The organism is Roseateles sp. P5_E4 (genome assembly GCF_054049255.1).
In genome coordinates, this window is sequence record NZ_JBFUMS010000002.1 from 361793 (window position 1) to 386134 (window position 24342).

General features: G+C 69.7%; 17 protein-coding genes. 8 read left to right on the top strand and 9 right to left on the bottom strand.

Translation table 11 applies throughout. From position 1 onward, the window contains the following. The first annotated feature begins 127 nt into the window (after positions 1 to 127). Positions 128 to 1399 (top strand): SGNH/GDSL hydrolase family protein, encoded by a 1272-nt coding sequence (locus ACXJLH_RS04435; RefSeq protein WP_457442630.1) that lies wholly within the window; start codon positions 128 to 130, stop codon positions 1397 to 1399. Here ACXJLH_RS04435 and ACXJLH_RS04440 read toward each other — a convergent pair. The 4 genes from ACXJLH_RS04440 to ACXJLH_RS04455 are packed head-to-tail and all read right to left on the bottom strand — an operon-like array spanning position 1386 to position 6482. Further along, a complete protein-coding gene (locus tag ACXJLH_RS04440; protein ID WP_457322662.1) occupies positions 1386 to 2096 on the bottom strand; it encodes a ribonuclease activity regulator RraA in 711 nt (236 codons plus the stop codon). The genes ACXJLH_RS04435 and ACXJLH_RS04440 overlap by 14 nt on opposite strands. 8 nt (positions 2097 to 2104) lie before the next feature. Further along, complete coding sequence (araD, locus tag ACXJLH_RS04445; protein WP_457442631.1) at positions 2105 to 3832, bottom strand: L-arabinonate dehydratase; 1728 nt, start codon at positions 3830 to 3832, stop codon at positions 2105 to 2107. Positions 3833 to 3843: 11 nt separating this feature from the next. Next, on the bottom strand, positions 3844 to 4881 hold the full coding sequence (locus ACXJLH_RS04450; protein WP_457442632.1) for an aldose epimerase family protein: 1038 nt from the start codon (positions 4879 to 4881) through the stop codon (positions 3844 to 3846). Further along, positions 4878 to 6482, bottom strand: a complete 1605-nt coding sequence (locus ACXJLH_RS04455; protein WP_457442633.1) for a glycoside hydrolase family 43 protein — start codon at positions 6480 to 6482, stop codon at positions 4878 to 4880. The genes ACXJLH_RS04450 and ACXJLH_RS04455 overlap by 4 nt, the downstream gene beginning before the upstream one ends. A 243-nt stretch (positions 6483 to 6725) precedes the next feature. Here ACXJLH_RS04455 and ACXJLH_RS04460 point away from each other — a divergent pair, with 243 nt between their 5' ends. The 4 genes from ACXJLH_RS04460 to ACXJLH_RS04475 all read left to right on the top strand — a co-directional run bounded on the left by ACXJLH_RS04460 (position 6726) and on the right by ACXJLH_RS04475 (position 14730). Further along, the gene (locus ACXJLH_RS04460) at positions 6726 to 10466 is read left to right on the top strand and encodes a glycosyl hydrolase family 8 (RefSeq protein ID WP_457442634.1); all 3741 of its coding nucleotides are present in this window, start codon (positions 6726 to 6728) and stop codon (positions 10464 to 10466) included. 66 nt (positions 10467 to 10532) lie between these two features. Further along, positions 10533 to 13142 carry a zinc-dependent metalloprotease gene (locus ACXJLH_RS04465; RefSeq protein ID WP_457352399.1) on the top strand — a complete coding sequence of 870 codons (2610 nt, stop codon included), beginning with the start codon at positions 10533 to 10535 and terminating at the stop codon, positions 13140 to 13142. 92 nt (positions 13143 to 13234) lie between these two features. Then, positions 13235 to 13657: a CopG family transcriptional regulator gene (locus tag ACXJLH_RS04470; RefSeq protein ID WP_457352397.1), complete on the top strand. Its 423-nt coding sequence runs from the start codon at positions 13235 to 13237 to the stop codon at positions 13655 to 13657. A 29-nt stretch (positions 13658 to 13686) separates the two neighbouring features. Beyond that, the gene (locus ACXJLH_RS04475; protein ID WP_457442635.1) at positions 13687 to 14730 is read left to right on the top strand and encodes an extracellular catalytic domain type 1 short-chain-length polyhydroxyalkanoate depolymerase; all 1044 of its coding nucleotides are present in this window, start codon (positions 13687 to 13689) and stop codon (positions 14728 to 14730) included. Between the two features lie 9 nt (positions 14731 to 14739). On the opposite strand, the gene ACXJLH_RS04480 is transcribed toward ACXJLH_RS04475, so the two are convergent. Together ACXJLH_RS04480 and ACXJLH_RS04485 are read right to left on the bottom strand one after the other, a co-directional pair. Then, positions 14740 to 15966 carry an MFS transporter gene (locus tag ACXJLH_RS04480; RefSeq protein WP_457442636.1) on the bottom strand — a complete coding sequence of 409 codons (1227 nt, stop codon included), beginning with the start codon at positions 15964 to 15966 and terminating at the stop codon, positions 14740 to 14742. 14 nt (positions 15967 to 15980) lie between these two features. Continuing rightward, the gene (locus tag ACXJLH_RS04485; protein WP_457442637.1) at positions 15981 to 16358 is read right to left on the bottom strand and encodes a YciI family protein; all 378 of its coding nucleotides are present in this window, start codon (positions 16356 to 16358) and stop codon (positions 15981 to 15983) included. A gap of 177 nt (positions 16359 to 16535) precedes the next feature. Between ACXJLH_RS04485 and ACXJLH_RS04490 the strand changes: the two genes are divergently transcribed. The 3 genes from ACXJLH_RS04490 (at position 16536) to ACXJLH_RS04500 (ending at position 18865) form a co-directional block, all read left to right on the top strand. Beyond that, positions 16536 to 17552: a LacI family DNA-binding transcriptional regulator gene (locus tag ACXJLH_RS04490; protein WP_457442638.1), complete on the top strand. Its 1017-nt coding sequence runs from the start codon at positions 16536 to 16538 to the stop codon at positions 17550 to 17552. Between the two features lie 104 nt (positions 17553 to 17656). Further along, positions 17657 to 17974, top strand: coding sequence for a plasmid stabilization protein (locus tag ACXJLH_RS04495; protein WP_457442639.1), 318 nt, complete (start codon positions 17657 to 17659; stop codon positions 17972 to 17974). A gap of 75 nt (positions 17975 to 18049) precedes the next feature. Next, the gene (locus ACXJLH_RS04500) at positions 18050 to 18865 is read left to right on the top strand and encodes a CPBP family intramembrane glutamic endopeptidase (protein WP_457442640.1); all 816 of its coding nucleotides are present in this window, start codon (positions 18050 to 18052) and stop codon (positions 18863 to 18865) included. On the opposite strand, the gene ACXJLH_RS04505 is transcribed toward ACXJLH_RS04500, so the two are convergent. The 3 genes from ACXJLH_RS04505 to xylB form a co-directional block, all read right to left on the bottom strand. Beyond that, a complete protein-coding gene (locus ACXJLH_RS04505; protein WP_457442641.1) occupies positions 18853 to 20811 on the bottom strand; it encodes a sialate O-acetylesterase in 1959 nt (652 codons plus the stop codon). The two genes, ACXJLH_RS04500 and ACXJLH_RS04505, sit on opposite strands and share 13 nt — an antisense overlap. A gap of 15 nt (positions 20812 to 20826) precedes the next feature. Further along, positions 20827 to 22680: a hypothetical protein gene (locus ACXJLH_RS04510; RefSeq protein WP_457442642.1), complete on the bottom strand. Its 1854-nt coding sequence runs from the start codon at positions 22678 to 22680 to the stop codon at positions 20827 to 20829. 94 nt (positions 22681 to 22774) lie between these two features. Continuing rightward, complete coding sequence (xylB, locus tag ACXJLH_RS04515) at positions 22775 to 24238, bottom strand: xylulokinase (RefSeq protein WP_457442643.1); 1464 nt, start codon at positions 24236 to 24238, stop codon at positions 22775 to 22777. Positions 24239 to 24342: the final 104 nt, after the last annotated feature.

Genomic DNA, 24342 nt, shown 5'->3' on the forward strand with positions numbered 1-24342 from the left:
AAGCCGGGAGGTCTGGCCGGGGCATGCAGCACTTGGCCCGCGCGCACTGACACGGCTGGCTTGACCCCGGTAATACGTCTCCGGATCGCGCCGAATGATGGGCAAATGGTTGCGCTATCATTTTGGCATGAACCCATCTCCAAAAGCGAGCCGTCGATTCGGCCTGCTGACTGCCGTCCTGCTGCTGGCTGCGTGCGCCGGCGCGCCGCGAGACGATGCCGGCGGCACCTGGCTGGCGGCCTGGGCCAGCGCGCAGCTGGAGCAGGCGCCGCCAGCTGACGCCCCGCTCCCGTGGCGCCAGCCCCTGCGCGACGTCAGCTTGCGCCAGATCGTGCGCGTGGACGCCGCAGGTCGGGCCCTGCGGGTGCGCATCAGCAACCTCTTCGGCGCCGAGCCGCTGACCCTGGGCGCGGCCAGCGTGGCCTTGGTGGACGGCGTGGTGGTCAACGCGGCCAGCCTGCGTTCGCTTAGCTTTGGGGGTCGGCGTGAAGTCGTCGTGCCGGCGCATGCCGAGATCTTGAGCGACGTGATCGAATTCGCCGTCCCACGCCAGGCCGATGTCGCCGTGCAGATGCATGTGCAGGCCGGGCCGGCGCAGGCCAGTATGCATCCAGGTTCGCGCATCCGCAGTTGGGCGGTGCCAGGCGATCGCGTTGGCACGGCGGACTGGCCCGAGGCCGTGGCCCAGGAAGGCTGGAGACATCTGGCAGCCTTGGACGTGCGGGCTGCCAGAGTGCTGCCCGTCCTCGTCGCGACGGGTGACTCCATCACCGACGGCTATGGCGTGCCCTCGGGCAGCTACCAACGCTGGACCGATGTGCTGTCGCGTCGCCTGATGGCGGAGAAGCGGGAGGTCTCGGTCATCAACACGGGCATTGGCGGCGGGCGCCTGCTGCGCGACGGGCTCGGTCCCAACCTCGTGTCGCGTTTTGACCGCGACGTGCTGGAAAGAACCGGCACCACGCATGCCGTCGTGCTGATCGGCGTCAACGATCTCGGCGTTAGCCACCGCGGCCGGCCGACGACGCCCGAGTCTCGCGCCACGCTGCTGGCCGAGATGAAGGCGGGTTTCACTGACCTCGCCCAGCGTGCCCGCTCACGCGGCGTCTGCTTGATCGCCTCGACCGTCATGCCCTATTCGGGCAGCGGCTACTACTCACCGCAAGCCGAGAACGAGGCCGATCGCCAGGCGCTGAACGCCTGGCTGCGTGAGCCGGGACGCTTCGATGCACTGGTGGACTTTGATGCGTTGATGCGCGACCCCGCGCGTCCGGCATTCCTGCGTGCCGAGGTCGACAACGACGGCCTGCATCCGTCGCTGGCCGGCTATCGCGTGATGGCCGAAGCCTTTCCTGTCGAAGTGCTCGACGGGCGATGCCCGAAGGTCAGCGCCCCTTGAGCTGACGCCAGGCCGCGAAGTCCGCGGCCACGTCGGCATCGGTCGGTGGGTAAAGGCCCAGCACGCTGCGGCCGCCCATCACCTTGTCCTGCACATAGTCCTCAAAGACGGTCATCTCGACGGCTTCGTTCGCGATCTCGTCGGCCAGGTGGGCCGGGATGACGATGACGCCCTCGGCATCGCCGACGATCACATCACCCGGGAACACCGGCGCATCGCCGCAGCCAATCGGCTCGTTGATGGCGATGGCCTGGTGCAGCGTCAGGTTGGTCGGTGCGCTCGGGCGCGAGTGGTAGGCCGGCATGCTGTAGCGGGCGATGTCGGGGCTGTCGCGAAAGCCGCCATCGGTGACGACGCCGGCCACGCCGCGCACCATCAGCCTCGCCACCAGGATGCCGCCGGCCGACGCCGCGCGCGCGTCCTTGCGGCTGTCGATGACGAGCACCGCGCCTTCCGGGCATTCCTCGACGGCCTTGCGCTGTGGATGGGCGCGGTCCTTGAACACGCTGATGTCGTTCAGGTCCTCGCGCGCCGGCATGTAGCGCAGCGTGTAGGCCGGGCCCACCATGTTGGGCAGGCCCGGGTTCAGTGGCCTGACGTCCTGGATGAACTGACCGCGCAGGCCACGCTTGAACAGGGCGGTGCAGAGCGTGGCGGTGCTGACGCCCATGAGCTTCTTGCGGGTGTCGGGATTCATGATGGCTCTCAGTAGATGACAGGTTCGGGGACCGGTGCACCGAAGCTGGTTTCCAGGAAATCGAAGTCGCAGCCCTCATGGGCCTGCAGGATGTGGCGGGCGAACATCCAGCCGTAGCCGCGCTCGTAGCGCGCGGGCGGCGGTGTCCAGGCGGCGCGGCGCGCGGCAAGTTCCTCGTCGCTGACTTCGAGGTGGATGCGGCGGGCCGGCACGTCGACGGTGATGCGGTCGCCGGTCTTCACCAGCGCCAGCGGGCCGCCGATGAAGGCCTCGGGGCTGCAATGCAGCAGGCAGCCGCCGTAGCTGGTGCCGCTCATGCGTGCGTCGGACAGGCGCAGCATGTCCGTCACGCCGGCTTTCAGCAGCTTGGTCGGGATAGGCAGCATGCCCCACTCCGGCATGCCGGCACCCTTCGGGCCGGCGTTGCGCAGCACGAGGATGTCGTCGCCGGTCACGTCCAGGTCCGGGTCATCGACGGCGGCCTTCAGGCTCGGGTAGTCGTCGAACACGAGCGCCCGGCCGGTGTGCTGCAGCAGATGCGGCGCCACGGCGCTGGGCTTGATGACGACGCCGTCCGGCGCGAGGTTGCCGCGCAGCACGGCCAGCGCCCCTTCGGCGTAGATGGCGTTGTCGAGTGGCCGGATCACATCGGCATTGAACACCTCGGCGCCAGCGACGTTCTCGCCCACCGTGCGGCCGTTGACGGTCAGCGCGCCGAGGTCGAGCTTGTCCCGCATGACGTTCATCAGCGCGGGCAGCCCGCCGGCGTAGAAGAAGTCCTCCATCAGGTAGGCATCCCCGCTGGGCCGGATGTTGGCGATGACGCCGACATGGCGGCTGGCCGCGTCGAAGTCGTCCAGCGTGACCGGCAGCCCGGCGCGGCGGCTGATGGCGACCAGATGAATGATGGCGTTGGTGCTGCAGCCCATGGCCATGGCCACGGCAATCGCGTTGGCGAAGCTGCCCTTGCTGAGCAACTTCGCTGGCGTCAGGTCCCCCCATACCATCTGCACGATGCGCCGGCCGCATTCCGCCGACATGCGGATGTGGTTGGCGTCTGGCGCGGGGATGCTGCTGGCGCCCGGCAGCGTGAAGCCCAACGCCTCGGCAATGCCCATCATCGTGGCCGCCGTGCCCATCGTCATGCAGGTGCCGTGGCTGCGCGCGATGCCGGCCTCCATCTCGGCCCAGGCCTGGTCACTCAGGCGGCCGGCGCGGCGTTCGTCCCAGTACTTGAAGGCGTCCGACCCCGAGCCCAGCACCTGGCCGCGCCAGTTGCCGCGCAGCATCGGGCCGGCCGGCAGGTAGATGCAGGGCAGGCCCATGCTGAGGGCGCCCATCAAGAGGCCGGGCGTGGTCTTGTCGCAGCCGCCCATCAGCACGGCGCCGTCCACCGGGTGGCTGCGCAGCAGCTCCTCGGTCTCCATCGCGAGGAAGTTGCGATAGAGCATGGACGTCGGCTTGACCATGCTTTCGCTGAGCGAAATGGCCGGCAGTTCCAGTGGCCAGCCGCCCGCTTGCAGGACGCCGCGCTTGACGTCCTCCACCCGCTGCTTGAAGTGGCTGTGGCACTGGTTGGCATCGCTCCAGGTGTTGACGATGGCGATGACGGGTTTGCCGATGAAGTCCTCGGCGGCATAGCCCATCTGCAGCACACGGCTGCGATGGCCGAAGCTGCGGAAATCGTCCTTGGCGAACCAGCGCGCACTGCGCAGCTCTTCGGGTGTCTTGGTCATGGGCAGCGAATTCATCGGGCGATGGCGTCGAACTCCAGGCGCATCCAGCGCGCCAGCGTCTGGCCGGGGCGCAGGATGCAGCCCTGCTCGCGCCAGGCCGGGTGGTTGGGCGCGTCCGGGAAGAACTGCGGCTCCAGCGCGATGCCGGCATGGCGTGAAAAGGGCAGGCCGTCGCGGCCCTTGGCATGGTGCACGAAATTGCCGCTGCAGACCTGCAGGCCAGGGTAGTTGGTGAAGAGTCGCATGGCCAGGCGCCCGTCGGCCGAGACCAGCGCGGCGGCGGGCGCCTCGCCGCGTGCGGCGTTCTCGTCCAGCACGAAGCAGTGGTCGTAGCCGCTGCCGCGCGCCTGCTGCTCGCCCTGGCCCAGGCCATCGCCGATGAGGCGTGGCTGACGCAAATCGAAGGGCGTGCCGTTGACCGGGGCGACTTCGCCGGTCGGGACCATGTCGGGCCGCACCGGCAGCATCGCGCTCGCGGCCACCTGCAGCCGATGGCCGAGCACGGGCGCTGCCGAGCCGTCGAGATTGAAGTAGGGATGGCTGGTCAGATTGACCGGGCAGGGCGCGCTCACGCGGGCGCCGAAGTGCAGCGTGAGGACTGGGCGCTGCGGGTCCAGGCGGTACTCGACTTCGGCGCTCAGTGCACCGGGGTAGCCCTGGTCGCCATCGGGCGAATGCAGGGCCAGGCGCAGGTGGTGCGTACCATGGTCGACGACCGTCCAGCTGCGGCGGTCGAAGCCATCCGGACCGCCGTGCAGCTGGTTCTCGCCCTCGTTGGCGACGAGCCGATGCGCGCGCCCGTCCAGCGTGATGGCGGCGCCGCCGATGCGGTTGGCATAGCGGCCGACGATGGCGCCAAAGAAGCCGGGCTCGCGCAGGTGATCGGCCGGCATCGCGTGCCCGAGCACGACCTCACGCCGACTGCCATCCGGCATGGGCGCGAGGCAGGACAGCCAGCGCGCACCGAAATCGCTGACCTGGATCTGCAGGCCGCCAGCCGTGCCGAGCGTGAAGACCGCGGGATCGGCTGCTGAACCCTTGGTGCTCATCGAGGCAAGTAGTCGAAGCGGGTGAAGTCAGCCGTTCGGGCGCGGCCGCTGGTGTCGAAGGCCAGCATGCCGATGAAGGCGCCGGTGAAGGAGGCATGCTCGGCGCGGCCGCCTTCGTCGGAGATGACGCTGGCGTCCAGCACCGGCCCCACGGGCTGCCAGCCCTGGCCCCAGTCGGCGAGGAACTGCAGATGCGGGCCGTCGATGTCGGCAGCGAGTTGCACCGGGCCCTCAGCGGGCAAAGGCACGGGTTCGCCGAGGGGGAACTGCAACCGGTTGTCCGGCCAATCGCCGGGGCAGGACAGGATGCTCAGCACGCGGCCCAGCCCGTCCGCCCAGGTGATGAGGAGGGCGTGGAACTTGTGGCGGTTGTAGTAATGGGTCAGGCCCGCGGCCTGTTGGTAGGTGTCGGGAGAAAAAGCCGCCACCGTCGTCTCGGCGCGCAAGCCGGCATCCTCCTGGCGCCGCGCCACCAGGCTTTGCTCAAACCAGCTGCCCACCGACTCGCGCCCGGTCAGCCGCAGTGCGCCGCCGGTGAGCGTGAACAGCCGGTCAGGCTCGGGCGTGCGCAGCCACTGGAATTCCTGCGGCAGGCGCGGGCAGTTGACGAAGCTGCGCCGCACGGCTTCGCGCGGCAGCGGCTGCGCATCAGTGGGCGCAGCCACCTCGACGGCCGGCACCATGCCGCCGTCGGCGAGGTAGAGCCAGTCGTCCTCACCCCAGACGCAACGTTGGATGGCCGTCTCGCGGCCGCGCGGCGAGCGCCGCGTGCCCGGCAGCGGCCGGCCGCAGAGGTGGGCGAGGTAGACGCTGCCGTCGGCCAACTGCACGACCTGGCCGTGGCCGGCGCGCTGCAGCGGCGCGTCGGGTGCGTCCTTGCTGCTGACGACGTGCCGCTGGGGGTGGGTCTCGTAGGGGCCATGCAGCGCGCGCGAACGCGCCAGCGTCACCGCGTGGCCGTAGCCGGTGCCGCCCTCGGCCGTCATCAGGTAGTACCAGCCCTGGCGCTTGAAGAGGTGCGGCCCTTCGACCAGGCCCAGCGGCGTGCCGCGGTAGATGTTGGTGACCGACCCGACGAGCTGGCGGCGTTCGGCGTCCCATTCCTGCAGCAGGATGCCGGCGAATGCGGAGGCCTTGGGCTGGCCGCCGATGGAGCCGGTGCGGTGGTCCCACAGCATGTTCAGGAACCACTTGCGGCCATCTTCATCGTGGAAGAGGGAGGGATCGAAGCCCGACGAGTTCACGTAGACCGGGTCGCTCCAGGGGCCCTCGATGCTGGGCGCCGTGACGATGTAGTTGTGCGCATCCTTGAAGTTACCCTCGAAGCGCTTCACATCGGTGTAGACCAGCCAGAACAGGCCGTCCGCGTAGGACAGGCAGGGCGCCCAGATGCCGCAGGAGTCCGGGTTGCCGCGCATGTCGAGCTGGCTCTTGCGGTTCAGCGGGCGCGTCACCAGCGTCCAATTGACGAGGTCGCGCGAGTGGTGAATCTGCACGCCGGGGTACCACTCGAACGTGGAGGTTGCGATGTAGAAGTCATCGCCGACGCGGCAGAAGGAGGGGTCCGGATTGAAGCCGGGCAGCACGGGGTTGTGGATCATGAATCGTGGCCTGCTGGACGTGGGCAGTGCGGGCGGCTTCGAAAAGGTTACGCTACCATAAATAGACTGAAGCGCGCCTTTATGGAATTCATCATGGCGACGTGCATCAGGCAGAAGTGGGCTGAGATACCAGGGAAAATCCCGATCAGCCCCCGCGATCATCTTTGTGCTTTAAAACTGATTGCGTAAACATCAATGGCCAAAGAGCGTCCCGTGCCAGGACGCCGGGCGTGGAGACTAGCGGTGATTCGTCGTGTTTTGAAAATCCTCGCGGGGCTGCTGGTCGCGGCTGGTGTTTGCGTGCCCGCCCTGGCTTGCGACGCACCCGTGTCGGTCTGCGCGCGCGACCCCGGTCGCGCGCTGGCGCTGGTGAAGGCGGGCCAGGCGGCTGGCGTTGTTGTCGATGCTGCGGCTGATCCGGCGCTCCAGCATGCGAGCCGCAACTTCGCGGCGGACCTGGAGCGCGTGTCGGGCAAGCCGGCAGCGCTGCTGAACCGTATCGCCGACGCGCGCGGCGAAATCGTGGTCATCGGCGAGCTGGGGCGCAGCCCCATGCTGGACGATCTCGTCGCCCGCCGCAAGCTCAAGCTCGACGGGCTCAAGGGCCGCTGGGAGGCCTTCCGCCAGGTGGTCGTCGAGCAGCCCTGGCCGGGCATCGCCCGTGCCCTCGTCATCGTCGGTTCGGACCGCCGCGGCGCGGTCTTCGGCACCTACGACCTGTCGGCCCGCATGGGCGTCAGTCCCTGGGCCTGGTGGGCGGACGTGCCGGTGGAAAAGAAGACCGATGTCTTCGTCACCGCGGGCGCCCGTGACGACCAGCCCCAGGTCAAGTACCGCGGCATCTTCATCAACGACGAGGCGCCGGCGCTGAGCACCTGGGCGCAGGCCAGGTTCGGCGGCGCCAACTCGGCCTTCTATGCCCATGTCTTCGAGCTGATCCTGCGCCTGCGCGGCAACTACCTGTGGCCGGCCATGTGGGCGCCGCGCGCCTTCAATGCCGACGACCCGAGGAACATGGTGCTGGCCGACGAGATGGGCGTCGTCATGGGCACCTCCCACCACGAGCCGATGTCGCGGGCTCATGACGAATGGGCGCGCTCCAAGGGCGGCGCCTGGGACTACGCGAAGAACCCCGAGCAGCTGCGCGAGTTCTGGCGCGGCGGCATCCAGCGCACGATGGGCCGGCCCGGCGGCAAGGCCTTCGACACCCTCGTCACCGTGGGCATGCGCGGCGACGGCGACGAGCCGATGAGCGAGGGCACGGCCACCGCACTGCTCGAAAGCGTCGTGCGCGACCAGCGCAAGATCATTGCCGACGTGACCAGCCAGCCGGCCGAGAAGACGCCGCAGATGTGGGCCCTCTACAAGGAGGTGCAGGACTACTACGACAAGGGTATGCAGGTGCCCGACGACGTGCTGCTGCTGTTTGCCGACGACAACTGGGGCCAGATCCGCCGCCTGCCGGTGAAAGACCTCGACCGCAAGGGCGGCTACGGCGTGTACTACCACTTCGACTACGTGGGCGGGCCGCGCAACTACAAGTGGCTCAATACCAACCAGATCGAGAAGACCTGGCAGCAGATGAACCTGGCCCACGAGCGCGGAGCGGACGCGCTGTGGATCGTCAACGTCGGCGACATCAAGCCGATGGAGTTCCCGATCAGCTTCTTCCTCGACATGGCCTGGTCGCCCACGCGCATGACGCCGGCGGCGTTGGCGGCCTACCCGCGCGACTGGGCGGCGCGGACCTTCGGCGGCGCTCAAGCCGCGGAGATCGGTGAGCTGGTCACTCGCTACAGCCAGTATGCGGCACGGCGCAAGCCTGAGCTCGTCGACGCGGGCAGCTTCCGTCTCGGCAACGCCTCGCCCGATGCGCTGGATGGCGGCGACTTCGGCCGCCGCGTCGCCGAATGGGAGGTGCTGGAAGCGCGCGTGGCGAAGGTCAAGGCGGGGCTGAAGGCCGACCAGCTCGACGCCTACTTCCAGTTGGTCGAGCACCCCGTGCTGGCGATGGCCAACCTCTACCGGCTGCACTACGCGGCGGCATGGAACCGCAAGCTGGCTGCGGCGGGTGACGCACGCGCCGATGTCTTTGCCGACCGCGCCGAGGCTGCTTTCCAGCGCGACCAGGCCATCGCCGACCAGTACCACGCCCTCGCGAACGGCAAATGGGCCGGCATGATGCTGCAGACCCATATCGGCTACACGAGCTGGCAGCAGCCGGACAAGAACATCATGCCGGCGGTGAAGCGCGTGGCGGGCAGCGCCGATCCGGCCGAAGTTCAACGCCAGCTGGAGCGCGCCACGGCAGAACCGTCGAACGCGATCACGCTGGAGGCGATTCGGTTCAGCCGCGCCATCAACGGCCAGGGCCTGACCTGGACGGTCATCCCCAACCTCGGCCACGGCCTGGGCGCTGTGACGGCCTTGCCGCAAGGCCACGCGCCGACAACGCTGGCCGATGGCGTGCGGCTGGAGTACGACGTCGACACGTCGCATGCCGGCGACACGCTGCTCAGCCTGCACATGGTGCCGACGCTGGACACGCGCAATGCGGGCGGCATCCGCCTGGCCGTGGCCGTCGACGAGTTGCCGGCGCAGGAGCTCAAGCTGAACCTGGTGCCGACTGCAGGCCCCGAGCTGAGCCGCGGCGAGAAGGACTGGGCGCAGGCCGTCAAGGACAACGGCTTTGTGCTCAGCGCACGCTTTGCCAGCCTGCAGCCCGGCCGCCATGTCATCAAGGTCTGGCGCCTCGATGACAACGCGGTGCTGCAAAAGCTGGTGCTGGCACCGCTGGCCTCGGTCACCCTCCCGCCGCGTGGCGCGGCACATACCGGCAACTACCGCAACCTGCTGCGCGAGATCCGCCCCAGCGTGACCGAGGCCGACATCGACGCCAGGCTGGCCGGCTACTGGCAGTCGCTGTTCGAGGGCGACGCCGAGCACCGTGTCGTCTACCCCGCGCCCGCCACACCTGACGGCCCGGCCGCCTATGTGCTGGACGTCAACAACGCCGATGTGCGCAGCGAGGGCATGTCCTACGGGATGATGATTGCCGTGCAGATGGGCCGCAAGGCGGAGTTCGACGCGCTGTGGAACTGGGCCGCCACGCATATGCGCTACCGCACGGGCCCGCGCGCCGGCTACTTTCGCTGGCAATGCCAGCCCAAGGGCTGCGACAAGGACACCGTGCCCGCGTCCGACGGCGAGGAGTACTTCGCCACGGCGCTGCTGATGGCGGCCGCCCGCTGGGGCAATGGCCAGGGCCTGTACGACTACAACGCCCAGGCCCAGGCCTTGCTCAGCACCATGCTGCACAAGGAGCAGATGAACGGCGGCATCGTCGATGGCGTGCGCTCGATGTTCTCGCCCGAGCGCGGCCAGGTCGTCTTCGTGCCTATCGGCAAGGCGGCCGACTTCAGCGACCCGTCCTACCACCTGCCCGCCTTCTACGAGATTTGGGCCCGCCGCGCCGCCAAACCCGAGGACCGCGAGCGCTGGGCCGAGATCGCCGGGATCAGCCGCGCCTACTTCTCCGTGGCGGCTCATCCCAGGACCGGCCTGACGCCCGACTACGCCGAATTCGACGGCCGCCCCCGGGTGCACGAGGGCCATGAGGACTTCCGCTACGACGCCTTCCGCACGGCGGTGAACTGGAGTGTCGACCAGGCCTGGTGGGACAAGAACCCGGACGCCGCGGGCTTGAGCCGCAAGCTGCTGGGCTTCTTCGCTTCGCAAGGCAATGGCGGCAAGCCCTATCCCCATCTCTACGCGCTGGACGGCAAGCCCTTGAACGACGAACCCTCCAGGGGCCTGATGGCCAGCAATGCCGTCGCGGCCTTACTCGTCGACAAGCCGCTGGGTGCGCGCTTCGTCAACGATCTCTGGGCGCTGGAGCCGCCCGCCGGCCAATGGCGTTACTACGACGGCCTGCTGCAGTTCATGGCGCTGCTGCATGTCACGGGGCGCTTCAAGGCTTGGTGAGCGCGTCGACCCCTTGCCTATGATGCCCACCGTGCGCGCTGTGGTGCGCCGGACCCAAGGGATGCCATGAAAAACAAGACGCAAAGCCGGGCGCTGTCAGCCGCCCTGCTGCTGGCTCTGGCCGTTAGCCAGGCTTTCGCCCAAACGCCCCCCGCTCCGCCGGCCTCCGGCGCCTCGGCGCCCGCTGGCGCAACGCGCCCGGCGGCGCCCGACGTGACCGAGCCCAAGCCCTTCGACAAGGTCATCACGGCCGAGGCCAAGACGCAGGAGGGCCTGTTCCGCGTCCACAACCTCAAGAACAAGCTCTATTTCGAGATCCCCAAGGCCTTGCTGGAGCAGCCGCTGCTGATGGTGGCCAACGCCACCGCCGTGCCCGCGGGCCAGGATCATGTGGGGCGCACACTCAACCAGGACGTGCTGCGCTTCGTGCTCAAGCAAAACCGCGTGATGCTGCAGCTCGTGTCGCACGATGCGGTGAGCGCGCCGGGCAGCCCGATCGCGGACGCCGTGCGCCTGTCCCAGCGGGATGCCATCCTGGCGGTGTTTCCGGTGGAGGCTTTCGGCAAGGACGGCGCGCCGGTGATTGAGGTCACGCGGCTGTTCAACTCCGAAGTGGGCGATTTCAGCGCCCGTGCCATGGTGCGCGGCGGCGTGGACAGCAGCCGCAGCTACGTGGAGCAGACCAAGGCCTTCCCCGGCAGCGTGCGGGTGGACGCGGTGCATACCTACACCGTCATGCCGACGCCCATGCCCACGATACCGGGCCTGCCCGTGCTGCCGCAGATGCAGGCGGCGCGCAGCGTGTCGCTCAACCTGGCCTACAGCATCGTGCAACTGCCCCAGCAGCCCATGATGCCGCGCCTGCTGGACGACCGCGTGGGCTTCTTCAGCGTCAGCCGCACCGACTTCGGCGCCGGCGCGCACGAGGTCCGGCGCGAGCGCCTGATCACCCGTTGGAGGCTGGAGAAGAAGGACCCCGGCGCCGCGGTGAGCGAGCCGGTCAAGCCCATCGTCTGGTACATCGACAGGGCCACGCCCACCTCGCTGGTGCCCTATGTGAAGAAGGGCGTCGAGGCCTGGAACGAGGCCTTCGAGGCCGCGGGCTTCAAGAACGCCGTGCAGGCGCGGCCATTCCCCACGCCCGAGGAAGACCCGGAGTTCGACCCCGAGGACGTGCGCTACAGCGTCATCCGCTGGGTGCCGTCGCCCACCGCCAATGCCTACGGCCCGCACCTGGCAGACCCGCGCAGCGGCGAGATCCTGAACGCCAACATCGTGATGTTCCACAACATCGTCCAGCTGCAGCGCGACTGGTACGTCACGCAGGTGGGCCCGCTGGACCCGCGCGCCCGCAAGCTGCCGCTGCCGGATGACCTCATGGGCGACCTGGTGGCTTTCGTCGTCACGCACGAGGTGGGGCATTCGCTGGGCTTCCCGCACAACATGAAGGCCAGCTCCCTGTACCCGGTGGACAAGCTGCGCGACCCCCAGTGGCTCAAGACCATGGGCCATGTGCCCACGCTGATGGATTACAGCCGCTTCAACTACCTCGTCCAGCCGGAGGACAACGTCGATCCCGCGCTGCTGATTCCCAAGATCGGCCCCTACGACGTGTTCGCCACCCGCTGGGGCTACACCCCCATCCCCAGCGCCAAGACGCCCGAAGAGGAGCGCCAGCAGCTCAACCTGTGGGCGCGCGAGCAGGACGGCAAGCCCTGGCTGCGCTTCAGCGCGCCCAAGGCCGAGGGCGGCGACTTCGGCGAGAACGCCGAGGCCGTCGGCGATGCGGACGCCGTGGCCGCCACCACGCTGGGCATGCGCAACCTGGAGCGCGTGGTCAAGATGCTGCCGGGCCTCGTGCCGCAGGACGGCAAGGACGACAAGACCCTGGAGGATCTCTACCGCGCCACCTGGACGCAGTGGCTGCGCGAACTCAGCCACGTGGCGGCCATCGTGGGCGGCTACGGCGTGCAGAACAAGCACAACGACCAGCCCGGCGCCATTGCCACGCCCGTGCCTCGCGCCCAGCAGGTTCGCGCGGTGAAGTTCCTGACCGGCCAACTGCTGGCCACCCCGCCATGGCTGCTGGACCCGGCCGTGACCCAGCGCCTGCGCGCGTCCGAGCCACCCGGCATGGTCAGCACCTCCCAGCGCAGCCTGCTGCGCATGATGCTGGACCCTGCCCGCACACAGCGCCTGGCAGCCCAGGAGGCGCAGTTCGGCGCCCAGGCCTACCGCCTGGACGAGCTGTTGTCCGAGCTGCGCCGCGGCGTGTTCACCGAACTCGCCAGCGGCGCTGCCATCGCCGCGCCGCGCCGCGGCCTGCAGCGCCACTATGTCGACACCCTCGCTGCGCGCCTCAATTTCACCGGCCTCAGCATTGCCGGCCTGATGGGCCTGGACGACGGCCAAGCCGTGGTGAGGGCCGAGCTGCGCGATCTCAAGGGTGTGATCAGTGCCAAGGCCACCAGCGGGGACCGCATCCAGCGTGCCCATCTGCAAGGCCTGGTGGACACCATCGACAAGGCCCTGGACCCCAGGTTCGCCCCTGCCGCCAACCCGCTGGCTTCGCTGCTGCGCGTCATCGGCTACCAGGCCGCGGATGCCTGGGAGCCCGCGGATCAATCGCAGTGCTGGCCCTGGCCTGCGCTGCTGCCCGGGCAGGACAGCGACTGATGCGGCCTGCCGCCCTTGGCTCGGCCGGGCGCTTTGAAACGCTTACAAAATAAGGCTAGTGGAATCCAAGTGGATGGTTGCATGATGGCGCCATGCCTGCCACACCTTTGCTCTCGCCCAAGGCGGCCAAGCCTGTCGACGAAAAGCTCACCCTCAACATCGGCTGCGTCGACCTGGGCCAGATCGACCTGCTGGTGCAGGAGGGTTTCTATGCCAACCGCAGCGACCTGATCCGCACGGCCATTCGCAACCAGATCGCCACCCACGCGGACGTGGTGCGCCAGGTCGTTTCGCGCAAGAGCATCGTGCTGGGCATCCAGCAGTTCAGTGCCGCAGACCTGGCGGAGGTCCAGGCGGCGGGGCAGAAGCTGCAGATCCGCGTGCTGGGCCTCGCCGTCATCGCGCCCGATGTCACGCCGGAACTGGCGCTCGCCACCATCGAGTCGCTGACCGTGCTTGGCGCCCTCCACGCCAGTCCCGCCGTCAAAACGGCCCTGGTCGGGCGGCTGCTTTAAGCCGGGCCGCTCGACTCTTGAAAGTCCCCATGCATCCGCAATTCGGTCAATTGATGAAGAACGCCACCGCGCTCACGCGTGCCGGCGACCTGCAGGCCGCGATGGCGGCCATCACCGAGGCGCTGGAACGCAGCGCAGCGCCGGTTCGCCCCTCCCCACCGCTGGATGGCGCCGTCATTGACGTCGAAGCGCGTGTCATTGAAGAAGGGATGCCGGCGGCCGCTCCTGAAGTCAGCGCGAACTCGCAGTTCGTCAGCGGCCACTACACCCATCGCGCTGGTGTACGCGACTACCGCCTGTTCATCCCGCCGGCCCAGGCTGACAAGCCGCGCGCGCTGGTCCTCATGCTGCATGGCTGTACGCAGAATCCCGACGACTTCGCCAAGGGCACGCGCATGAACGCGCTCGGTGCCGAATACAACGCGCTGGTGCTTTACCCGGCACAGGCGCGCCAGGCCAATGTGCAGGGCTGCTGGAACTGGTTCAAGCACAACCACCAGGGCCGCAACCGCGGCGAACCCGCCTTGTTGACCGCGATGGTTCAGCACATCGCTGCCAGCCACGGCGTCGACGCCAAACACATCTTTGTGGCCGGCCTGTCCGCCGGCGGCGCGATGGCGGCGATCCTGGCCGACACGCACCCAGACGTCTTCGCCGCGGCAGGCGTGCACTCCGGGCTCGCTGCCGGTGCGGCGCGCGACCTGCCGGGCGCACTGGCCGCGATGCAGGGCCGGAGCAGCCCCACGCCGTCGGACAAGGCCAAATCCGGCGTGCGCATGATCGTCTTCCACGGCGATGCCGATGCCACGGTCCATCCGAGCAATGCCGACCAGGTGGCGGCCACCCACGGCTGCACCGCCGTCAGCGTGGATGAACAGCAAGGTCTCCAGCGCGGCGGGCGTTTTTGCAGGCGGCGGCTGCACAAGGACGCGCAAGGCCAGGTCGTGACCGAGCAATGGCTGGTGCGGGGTGCCGGCCACGCCTGGTCGGGCGGTGATCCGTCGGGCTCCTACGCGGACGCTCGTGGGCCCGATGCCAGCGCGGAAATGATGCGTTTCTTCTTCGAGCGCTGAGCGCAGCGCTCAGGCCGCCGCAGCAGCCACCGGCCGCCGTGGCAGGCGCATGAACATCAGCGCCGACAGGAAGGCGCCCATGCCTAGCGCAAACGCGCCGATGAAGAGCCAGGCGTAGCTCGAGAACGAGTCGTAGATCAGCCCGCCCAGCACCGGCCCCAGCGCCATGCCGATGCTGCTGGCCATGGTGGTGCCGCCGATCACCGTGCCCATCATGCGCAGCGGGAAGTTCTCGCGTGCGATGACGGCGAACAGCGGCATCACGCCGGCGTAGGTGAAGCCGAACAGGGCGGCCACGGTGTAGAAGCTTTTCAGCTCGCGCGCATACAGATAGCCCAGCACCACCACCGCCTGAGCCAGCAGGGCCAGCACCAGGGTGCGGGCGGCACCGAAGCGGTCGCCCAGCAGCCCGAACACGAGGCGGCCGCCCATGCCCGCCAGCCCCTCCAGGCTGTAGATCGACACGGCGGCCATCAGCGGGATGCCGCAGGTGACGGCATAGCTCACGGTGTGGAAGATCGGCCCGGAGTGGGTGGCGCAGGTCAGGAAGCTGGTCAGCACCAGGATCAGGAAGGGTGCCGAGCGCACCGCCTGGCCGACGGACATGCCGGGTTCCTGCGCCTGGCCCGGTGTAGTGGCGGCCGCCGTCAGCGCCGGTGGCCGGCGCACGAGCATCGCTGCCGGCAGCATGATGACGGCCACCAGCGCCGCGACGATCTGCAGCGTGCTGCGCCAGTCGTGGCCCTGCACCAGCCAGGCCACCAGCGGCGACATGGTCAGCGGTGCCATGCCCATGCCTGCCGAGACCAGGGACACGGCCAGGCTGCGCCGCGTATCGAACCAGCCGGTGACGCAGGCCATCAGCGGCGCAAAGATCGCCGCCGCGCTGACGCCGACGATGGCACCGAAGCAGAGCTGGAAAGCCACGAGCGAGGTGGCGAGGCTGGCCAGCACGAGGCCCGCGGTGAGGAGCAGGGCACCCGTCACCACCACGAGGCGCGGGCCGACGCGATCGGACAGGGCACCCCAGAACATGCTGCCGACGGCCAGCGCCACGAAGGCGACCGTCATGGCGGTGGAGATGCCCGTGGTGGACCAGCCCGTGTCCAGGGCGATGGGCCGCAGCAGCACCGGCAGGGAAAACAGCGCGCCGATCGCCACGCAGCCGAGCAGGCCGCCCGCGGCGACGACGATCCAGCGGTAGTGCTCGCGCAGGGACGTTGACCAGGAGGGCATGGCCGGTCCTTTCTTCAGGAAATTGAATGGGTGCAGCCCTCTCCGGGGCCGTCGATCTGGCGCAGTTCGCACGCGAGGTCCCAGCCGGTGCCATGCAGACGCAGGAAGCGCTGGGTCAGCTCGAATGCCTCGGCACGGGAGGGCGCCTCGAAGATGGCGTAGCCGGCGATGACCTCCTTGGTCTCGGTGAAGGGGCCGTCCACCACCGAGAGCTGGCCGTCGCGGTGCAGGCGCACGCGCATGCCTTCCGAGGAGGGCCGCAGCCCGGCGGTGCTGACCAGCTGCCCCGAGCGGGTCAGCTCGTCGATCAGCTGGCCCATGTCGGCCATCAACTGCTCGGTGGGGCCTTGGCCGGTAGTTTCGTCGGCGCGGATCATCGAAAGGAATCGCATGGTCGGGTCTCCAGAGGCAGGGTGCGGCAGAAGAATTCCGCCGTCTCACCCCACGACGAACGACGGCCCGTGAAATCGACAAGCGATCTGGCCCGACCTCTGCGCTTGCTCAATTGCAGATGTTGATGCACGATTGCACACCGATTGACAACGCTGTCATTTCTGTTTGATGGTTCGATGAAAAGTCACTCCCCCTCTTCCCATGCCGCCACCCTGCGCATGGTGGCCGACGCCTCCGGCGTGTCGACGACGACGGCCTCGCGCGTGATCAACAACGCGCCGCATGTGCGCCCCGAAAAGCGCGACGCCGTGCTCGCGGCCATCGCGCGGCTGGGCTTCGTGCCCAACACGATCGCGCGGGCGCTGGCCGATGGGCGCTCCCGCACCATCGGCATCGTCGTGCAGCACTTCGAGAGCCCCTGCTATGCCTGGACGCTGCGCGGCGTCGAGGAGGCGTTGTCCAAGGCTGGCTATGGCCTCGTCGTCGCCAGCGGGCATTGGGACCGGCGCGAGGAGGAGCGTTGCGTGCAGTCGCTGAAGGCGCGCCGCGTGGACGGCATCATCGTGCTGACCGGCACGCTGGACGACCGCTTCCTGACCGAGCTGGCCCTGGAGCTGCCGGTCGTGGCCACGGGCCGGGAACTGCGGGCGCCGGGCCTGCACAGCCTGCACTCCAACGACTTCGAGGGCGCCCGGGCCGCCACACGGCATCTGCTGCAGCGTGGCCATCGGCGCATCGCCCACATCACCGGCGACCCGACCCACCCGGACGCGCTGGAGCGCGAGCAGGGCTACCGGGCCGCGCTGGAGGAGGCCGGCATTGCGCTGGACCGGGCGCTGGTGCAGCGGGGCAACTACCAGGAAGCCAGCGGCGAGCGCGCCGCGGAAGACCTGCTGCGCCGCGGCATCGAGTTCTCGGCCCTCTTCGCCGCCAACGACCAGATGGCCACCGGCGCCGCCCAGGCGCTGTACCGGCACGGCCTGCGCATTCCCGAGGACGTGTCCGTCGTCGGCTTCGACGATGTGCTGGCCGCGGCCCACGCCTGCCCGCCGCGCACGACAGTCAACCTGTCGCCGGCCGAGCTGGGGCGCCGCGCGGTCGCGGCCATGCTGGACCTGCTGGCGCATCGCCGGCCCAGGGCCGTCGCGCCCGAGCCCGAGTTGGTGGTGAGGTTGTCAACGCGCTTTGTCTGAAGCCATGGCGCCTGCATGGCCGGCGGATGTAATTGGCACAGCGTCCTACAACACTGCGAACCTCAGCGTCGCATGGTGGGAGCTTTCCACTCCCGGAGACCGCCATGCCCCGAGGTGACAAATCGTCGTACACCGACAAGCAGAAACGCCAGGCCGAGCACATCGAAAGCGGCTATGAACACCGCGGCGTGCCCAAGGAAGAAGCCGAGGCCCGCGCCTGGGCGACGGTGAACAAGGAGACCGGCGGCGGCAAGAAGTCGGGCTCAGGCCGCGGCCAGCCCGAGAACCACGAGCCCTCGCGCAAGGGTGGCCGCCTGGGTGGCAAGGCCGCGGCCAGCCGCACGGCGGCTGAGCGCTCGGCTTCGGCTCGCAAGGGCGCCGAGACCCGCAAGCGCAACGCCGCGGCACGCACGCATCATTGAGGCTGTCATCGACGGCGGTGCCGAGCAGGCGGTCAAATGGACCGCTGGGTATCGCGCGCTCCTCGACAGGCTTCAATGACCACCCTCCCATTCCCGACCAGAAGTCCCGCGCCGATGGCGCGTTCAGCGTCGATTCGTCGGGCGCTGCTGTTCCTGTTGATCTGTGCGCCGATCTGGGCAGTGCCGAGCCTCGTCGGTGTCGGGCATCCGATCGTGCTGGTCGCGGCCGTCGTCGCGCTGAGCCATCTCTTCCTGCGATACGAGGGGCGCTCCCTCGCGACGCTGGGCCTCGATGCGTCATGGCGCCGGCTGGGGCAGCTCGTCGCGGGGTTCGCGGCCGGGGCGCTGCTCATCGTGATGATCGCGCTCGTGACGCGGCTCGCGCTGCCCTTTCCCTGGGCGTGGAATCCGCGCTTCAGCGTAGGAATGGCGGCGTGGTCGCTGCTCTGGCTGCTGTGCGGCAATGCGGTCGAGGAGCTCGTGTTCCGCGGCTACAGCTTCGAGCGGCTCATCGCGGGATGGGGCCACTGGCAGGCTCAGCTCGTCACCGCGCAGCTGTTCGCGGTGTTCCACGTCGTCAACGGCTGGCCCTGGCAGGTGGCGCTGCTGGGCACCACGGTGGGCTCGCTGTTGTTCGGGCTGGTGTTCGTGCGCTGGCGCAGCGTTCCCGCGGCGGCGGGCGTGCATGCCGCGGTGAACTGGACGCGGGACCTGCTGCTGACTGATCCGCCGACCGTGAAGACGCTGCTGGCACCGCTCTCGCCACGGCCATGGACGGCGGGCGAGCAGCTGAGCACGATGCTGCTGATGGACGGGGCCTTCCTGCTCGTGTGCATCGCGCTTGCGATCTCGATCAGGCGCCGACGGCTCTCAACCGCTCAGTCGGGGTAGCGCCGGCCCTGCGTCTCCAAGGCCCAGCTGTCGCTGCGCCAAGGCGCCATCGGCAACCCGTCGCCGCCGATCAGGTTGGCCTCGCTGGGGTTGTCGACCCAGGCATAGCGCGCCGCCACCGGCGCGGCCACGGCCGGGCTGCTCAACACGATGACGTCGGTGCCCTCCAGCCGCGCCTGGGCCGGATGCCAGCGCTGGTCAGCACCCGCCAGCAGGAAGCCGCGCAAGGCTTCGCCGGCCCGGGCCGTGCGCAGGCCGCCGGCGGTCTGCGCAAAACGCAGCCGCAGCTCATTGCCGCGCACCTCGGTGCCGGTCAGGCGCGGCCCCGTGGCAGGTGACGGGCGCAGGCCCAGCTCATGCATCGCCAGGGCGGCCAGGCGTTGGCCGACGCCGCGCTTGTTGCGGGGGTGGATGTCGGCCGCGTCGCCGATGTCGATGGCGACCGCCATGCCGGTGTGCGGCAGGGCCAAAGCGGCGGCCTGGGCCTCGCGCAGTTCCGCCCACCCGCCATGGCCGGGCCGGTTGTCTGCCAGCGGTAGGAAGGCGGCCAGCTGCACGAAGAGGAAGGGCAGCTCGGGGGCCTGGAATTGGGCGCGCCAGTCCTGGATCAACCGCTTGAAGCCGTCGGCGTAGGCGGCCGCGCGGCCGGTGTTGCTCTCGCCCTGGTACCAGAGCACGCCGCGCACGCTCAGGCCCTGCAGCGGTGCGATCAGGCCGTTGTGGGCCAGCGTGGGCGCGTCGTTGGCCGTGGGCCCGGTGCTGGCGCTGACTTGCTCGACACGCGCCCGCCAGGCGCCGGCCAGCGGCAGGCTGCCGGCCGCCGTGTCCAGCCGCAAGGCCGCCGCGTCGCCGTGGAAGCCGCCGCCGCCGCCGGTGTCGGTGATGCGCACGGCGATCCAGTTGGCGCCGGCCCGCAACAGGCCCGGCGCCAGCTCGTAGCGGCGCGGCTGGTCGTAGCCGCACTGGCCGCCAACGCGCTGGCCGTTGACCCAGACCTCGTCGCAGTCGTCGACCTTGGTGAGGTGCAGCTGCGCGGCGCCGGCCGCCTGCGCGGCGCTGAGCTCGATGCGCCGGCGCATCCAGACGATGCCGTCCAGGTCGGGCAGGCCTTGCGATTCCCAGACCTGCGGCGCCTGCAGCGTCGGCCAGGCGGTGTCGATGTCGGCGGCGGCCGACCAGCCGCTGGCGTCCACGCCCTGCCAGGGCAGGCCCGGCTGCCTGGCCGCGATCGCGGCCTCGATGCGCTCACGGCGCGCGCGGGCGAAGGCTTTCTCGTCGGCCGGCAGGGCCTTGACTGCCGGCGCCAGGTCCGGGTCGCGCAGGGCCGCTTCGCGGCGCACCCAGGTCTCGAGATGGGAGCCGCCCCAGGCGGTGTTGATGAGGCCGATGGGCACGCCCTGCACGGCCTGCATCTGGCGCGCAAAGTGGTAGCCGACGGCGCTGAACTCGCCCACGGCGCCGGGCTGGGCCACCTGCCAGGCGGCGGGCGCGATGTCGGCTTGCGGCTGCAGGCTGGCGCGCAACGGCACGCGCAACTGGCGCAGCTGCGGGTTCTGCGGCGACGCGACCTCCTGCGGCCCGGTGTCGGTGGTCGCCAGCGGCCACTCCATGTTGGACTGGCCGGACAGCAGCCAGACATCGCCGATCAGCACGTCGCGCAGCTCCACCGTCTGGTCGCCCTGCACGCGCAGGCGGTGCGGGCCGCCGGCGGGCAGGGGAGGCAGCTGCACACGCCAACGGCCGTCGGCGGCGACTTGCGTGCGGGCCTGGTGCCCGGCCAACTCGACGGTCAGCGTCTGGCCGGGCGTGGCCTGGCCCCACAGGCGCAGCGGGCGCTCGCGCTGCAGCACCATGTGCTCGCCGAACACGGGGGCCAGGCGCACCTCGGCCTGAGCGGTGGCGGCCAGTACGGCCAGCAGGGCAGGCAGCAGGACAGTCTTCTTCATCGGGGTGTCTCGTTCTTATGGGGTGACCAGGGTGGTGAGGCTTTTGGCCGGCAGCGTCAGGCTCAGGCGCCCGGCCGTGGCGGACAAGGCCGCCTGCCGCTCGAAACGGGCGGTGGCGGTCGTGACATAGGGCGTCCAGCTGCTGTCCGCGCGGCCGGCCAGGGCCAGGTCCAGGGTTTGCGGCTGGCTGCCGTCGTTGATCAGCACCAGTACGGCGCGCGGGCTGGCGGCGCCGGCCGGCGAGGCGTAGGCCGACAGCCTCACGCCCGGCAGGGGCTGGGCGGTGGCCTCGACGCGCTGCAGCCCGGGGCGGATGAAGTAGGCGTAGTGCTTGAGCCCCAGGCCAAAGTGGTTGGGCCGGTTGGCGGCGTCGATGAGGCCGGTGGGCTGGGCGTCGTTGGCGTTCACCAGCCACCAGTGCACGTAGGCGTTGTACTGGCCGAGGGTGAAGCCCTCGTGCACCTCGCGCGCGATGGCCAGGGCGTCGTCGATGCCGGTGGCCCAGGCCGTGGCCGTGCCGGACTTGTTGACCGAATCCAGGAAGTGCTCGGTCATCCACACGGGACGGCCCTGTGCGCCCTCGGCCGCCTGCGGCACGCCGCCGTAGAGATGGCCGCCGAGGACGCCGATGCGCGCGGCCACGGCGGGGTCGGCCAGCAGAGCCTCGGTGGTGGCGGGGGAAAAGTTCAGCGACTCGGGCGCCATCAGCAGCGTCTTCGTGCCGGCCACGGCCGCCGCGCCGTGGTTGGCGATCCAGGCCTTGAGCTCGTCGGCATTCCACAGGCAGGACTCGTAGTCGGCCGGGTCCCAGTCGGGTTCGTTCTGCGGCGACACCGCGTAGAGGTTCACGCCGCGGCTCGTGGCGTAGCGCAGGTAGGCGTTCAGGTACTCGGCATAGGCGGCGTAGGCGGCCGGGTCCAGCCGCCCGCTCCACAGTGGGTCGCGCCGCTCGGGATTGGCGAGCTTCATCGAGGCGGGCGGCGTCCAGGCCGAGGCGAACACCAAAGCCCCGCGTGCCTGTGCGGCGACGGCATTGCCCATCTCGGCGCTCCAGGCGCCGGTGTCGGCGGTCCGGGCGGTGGCGTCCCAGGCCGCGGGGGCGATGCGCAGGCGCAGGATGCTCAGGCCGAGGGCGTCATCGCCCTGGGTGCCGAACAGCACGTCCGCGCGGGCGGCGGCCATGGGCGTGTAGTACCAGGCCGCCGAGCCGCCGAAGCCCTGGATGGTCTGGCGCGCCGCGCCGAAATCCACGCTGGCCGTGGCCGCCGCGGGCTTGACGCTCAGCAGGGTCTGCACCCAGCCGGGCTCGTAGTGGGCCGTGTCCTGCGGCAGAAAGTGGGCGCGCAGCACAGCGCTGCCGGGTGTGGCGCTGGCCTGGCTCAGCGGCCGGCCGTCCAGCAGGCTGAATGAGGCCGGGTCGGCCGTGCCTTGCACGCCGTAGAGGGCGCGGGGTGCAGTGCCCAGGGCAGCGGCCGTCACGGCGGCGCCCTGCACGACGGCCCCGGGTGCATCCCAGCGCAGCGCCGGCCGGGCCTTGTCGACCCGCAACGGGCGGCTGATCGTGACGCTGCGGTAGCGGGTCGCGTCCTGGGGCGTGAAGACCAGGCTCAGCGTCTGGCTGCCCACCTCGGGCCGGCTGCCGGTGGCCGGCGTGTAGGCATAGCTGCCCGCCACGCTGGCCTTGGCGTTGAGCTGGGCGGCGCTGAGCGTGGTGCCCCAGGTGATGGCGGCTGGTTCGGGCCAGGTCAGCTCGGGCGTCAGCAGGGCCGGCGTGCTGGCCGGGGGCTGTTCGGTGGCACCGCCCCCACCGCCGCCGCATCCGGCGAGCAAAGCGAGGAGCAGGGCGGCGAAGGCGGTGGTGGGGCGCATGCGCAGGACTTGGTGCTGGTGAGAGCAGATCAGTTGTCTGAGCGCTTCAGTGTCGGCGATGCATGGCGCGAAGCCGCCCGCCTGGCAGTGACGCTCAGCTGAACTCGGCCCGCAGCGCGCCATACAGGCGCTGGAAGCGCTCAAAACGCGGGCGCAGTTCGGCGGCCAGCGCGGCATCGGGCTCCGCCACGCGGGCGATCTCGGGCGTGCGGCAGACCTCGTCGACGCTGCCGCCACAGGCCAGCCAAGCCAGGCGCGCCGCGCCGAGCGCGCCGCCGGCTTCGGCACCCACGCCATTGACGAGGCGGATGTTCAGCAGCGAGGCGAGCAACTTCGCCCACCACTCGCTGCGCGCGCCGCCGCCCACCAGCCACAGCGACTCGGCCTTGCCGCCGCCGGCCTGCAAGGCCTGCCAGCCGTCCAGCAGGCCAAAGCCCACGCCTTCGAGCACCGCGTAGCCGAGGGCCGCGGCATCGTGCTCATGCGTGAGGCCGAAGAACACACCCTGCGCATTCGCGTTGTTGTGCGGCGTGCGTTCGCCGCTCAGGTACGGCAGGAAGAGGGGCGCGCGTTCACGCTGGGCCGGTGTGAGCTGGGCGACCTTGGCGATCAGCTCGGCCTCGCTCGATTCCTTGAGCAGCAGCGTCACCCAGCGCAGCGCACTCGCCGCGCTGAGCATGACGCTCATCTGGTGCCAGGTGTTCGGCAGCGCGTGGCAGAAGGCGTGTACGGCACGCGCCGGGTTGGGGCTGAAGGACTCGTTGCACAGGAAGATGACGCCCGAAGTGCCCAGCGAAAGGAAACCCTGGCCCGGCTTGACGACACCCATGCCGACGGCGCTGGCCGCGTTGTCGCCACCACCGCCCGCAATCGGGATGCCGGCGCGCAGGCCCCAGCGTTCGGCCAACTCGTGCTTCAAGCCAGCGCTCGGGTCGCTGCCTTCCACCAGCCGCGGCATGTGGCTCTCGTTCAGCCCCGTCAGCGCCAGCGCCTCGGGCGACCAGCGGCGGCGAGCGACGTCCAGCCACAGCGTGCCGGCGGCGTCACTCATCTCGCTCACAAAGGAGCCGCTCAAGCAAAGGCGCAACCAGTCCTTGGGCAGCAGCACCTTGGCCACGCGGGCGAACAGCTCGGGTTCGTGCTGGCGCATCCAGGCGAGCTTGGGCGCCGTGAAGCCCGGCATCGCCAGGTTGCCGGTGATGGCCGGCAGCTCGGGGCAGGCGGCCATCATCTCGGCGCATTGCGCGGCGCTGCGGCCGTCGTTCCAAAGGATGGCGGGGCGGAGCACGTGGTCGGTGGCATCCAGCGTGACGGCACCGTGCATTTGCCCCGACAGGCCGATGCCGCGCACCCTTGCGAGGGCGGATGCGTGGCTCTGGCCGAGTTGCGCCATGCCTTGCTCGAGCGCGGCCCACCAGGCGGCGGGGTCCTGCTCGCTCCACAGCGGCTGCGGACGCTGCACGGTCAGCGCGACGCCGGTGGTCGCGACGATGTGGTGCTGCTCGTCCAGCAGCAGCAGTTTCAGCTCGGAGGTGCCGAGGTCGATGCCGAGAAACATGGGTCAGGGGTCCGATTCAATGAACACGGCCACAGAGACACAGAGGCACAGAGAAAAGCCTCTGAATTGCTCTGTGTCTCAGTGCCTCTGTGGCTTTGTTATTG

Excerpts from the sequence above, each read along its gene's own strand:
- ACXJLH_RS04465 (WP_457352399.1), top strand. The coding sequence starts at position 10,533 with ATGAAAAACAAGACGCAAAGCCGGGCGCTGTCAGCCGCCCTGCTGCTG.
- ACXJLH_RS04470 (WP_457352397.1), top strand. The coding sequence starts at position 13,235 with ATGCCTGCCACACCTTTGCTCTCGCCCAAGGCGGCCAAGCCTGTCGAC.
- ACXJLH_RS04455 (WP_457442633.1), bottom strand. The coding sequence starts at position 6,482 with ATGATCCACAACCCCGTGCTGCCCGGCTTCAATCCGGACCCCTCCTTC.
- xylB (WP_457442643.1), bottom strand. The coding sequence starts at position 24,238 with ATGTTTCTCGGCATCGACCTCGGCACCTCCGAGCTGAAACTGCTGCTG.
- ACXJLH_RS04450 (WP_457442632.1), bottom strand. The coding sequence starts at position 4,881 with ATGAGCACCAAGGGTTCAGCAGCCGATCCCGCGGTCTTCACGCTCGGC.
- ACXJLH_RS04505 (WP_457442641.1), bottom strand. The coding sequence starts at position 20,811 with ATGAAGAAGACTGTCCTGCTGCCTGCCCTGCTGGCCGTACTGGCCGCC.
- ACXJLH_RS04440 (WP_457322662.1), bottom strand. The coding sequence starts at position 2,096 with ATGAATCCCGACACCCGCAAGAAGCTCATGGGCGTCAGCACCGCCACG.
- ACXJLH_RS04490 (WP_457442638.1), top strand. The coding sequence starts at position 16,536 with ATGAAAAGTCACTCCCCCTCTTCCCATGCCGCCACCCTGCGCATGGTG.
- ACXJLH_RS04500 (WP_457442640.1), top strand. The coding sequence starts at position 18,050 with ATGACCACCCTCCCATTCCCGACCAGAAGTCCCGCGCCGATGGCGCGT.
- ACXJLH_RS04495 (WP_457442639.1), top strand. The coding sequence starts at position 17,657 with ATGCCCCGAGGTGACAAATCGTCGTACACCGACAAGCAGAAACGCCAG.
- ACXJLH_RS04475 (WP_457442635.1), top strand. The coding sequence starts at position 13,687 with ATGCATCCGCAATTCGGTCAATTGATGAAGAACGCCACCGCGCTCACG.
- ACXJLH_RS04485 (WP_457442637.1), bottom strand. The coding sequence starts at position 16,358 with ATGCGATTCCTTTCGATGATCCGCGCCGACGAAACTACCGGCCAAGGC.
- araD (WP_457442631.1), bottom strand. The coding sequence starts at position 3,832 with ATGACCAAGACACCCGAAGAGCTGCGCAGTGCGCGCTGGTTCGCCAAG.
- ACXJLH_RS04435 (WP_457442630.1), top strand. The coding sequence starts at position 128 with ATGAACCCATCTCCAAAAGCGAGCCGTCGATTCGGCCTGCTGACTGCC.
- ACXJLH_RS04480 (WP_457442636.1), bottom strand. The coding sequence starts at position 15,966 with ATGCCCTCCTGGTCAACGTCCCTGCGCGAGCACTACCGCTGGATCGTC.
- ACXJLH_RS04510 (WP_457442642.1), bottom strand. The coding sequence starts at position 22,680 with ATGCGCCCCACCACCGCCTTCGCCGCCCTGCTCCTCGCTTTGCTCGCC.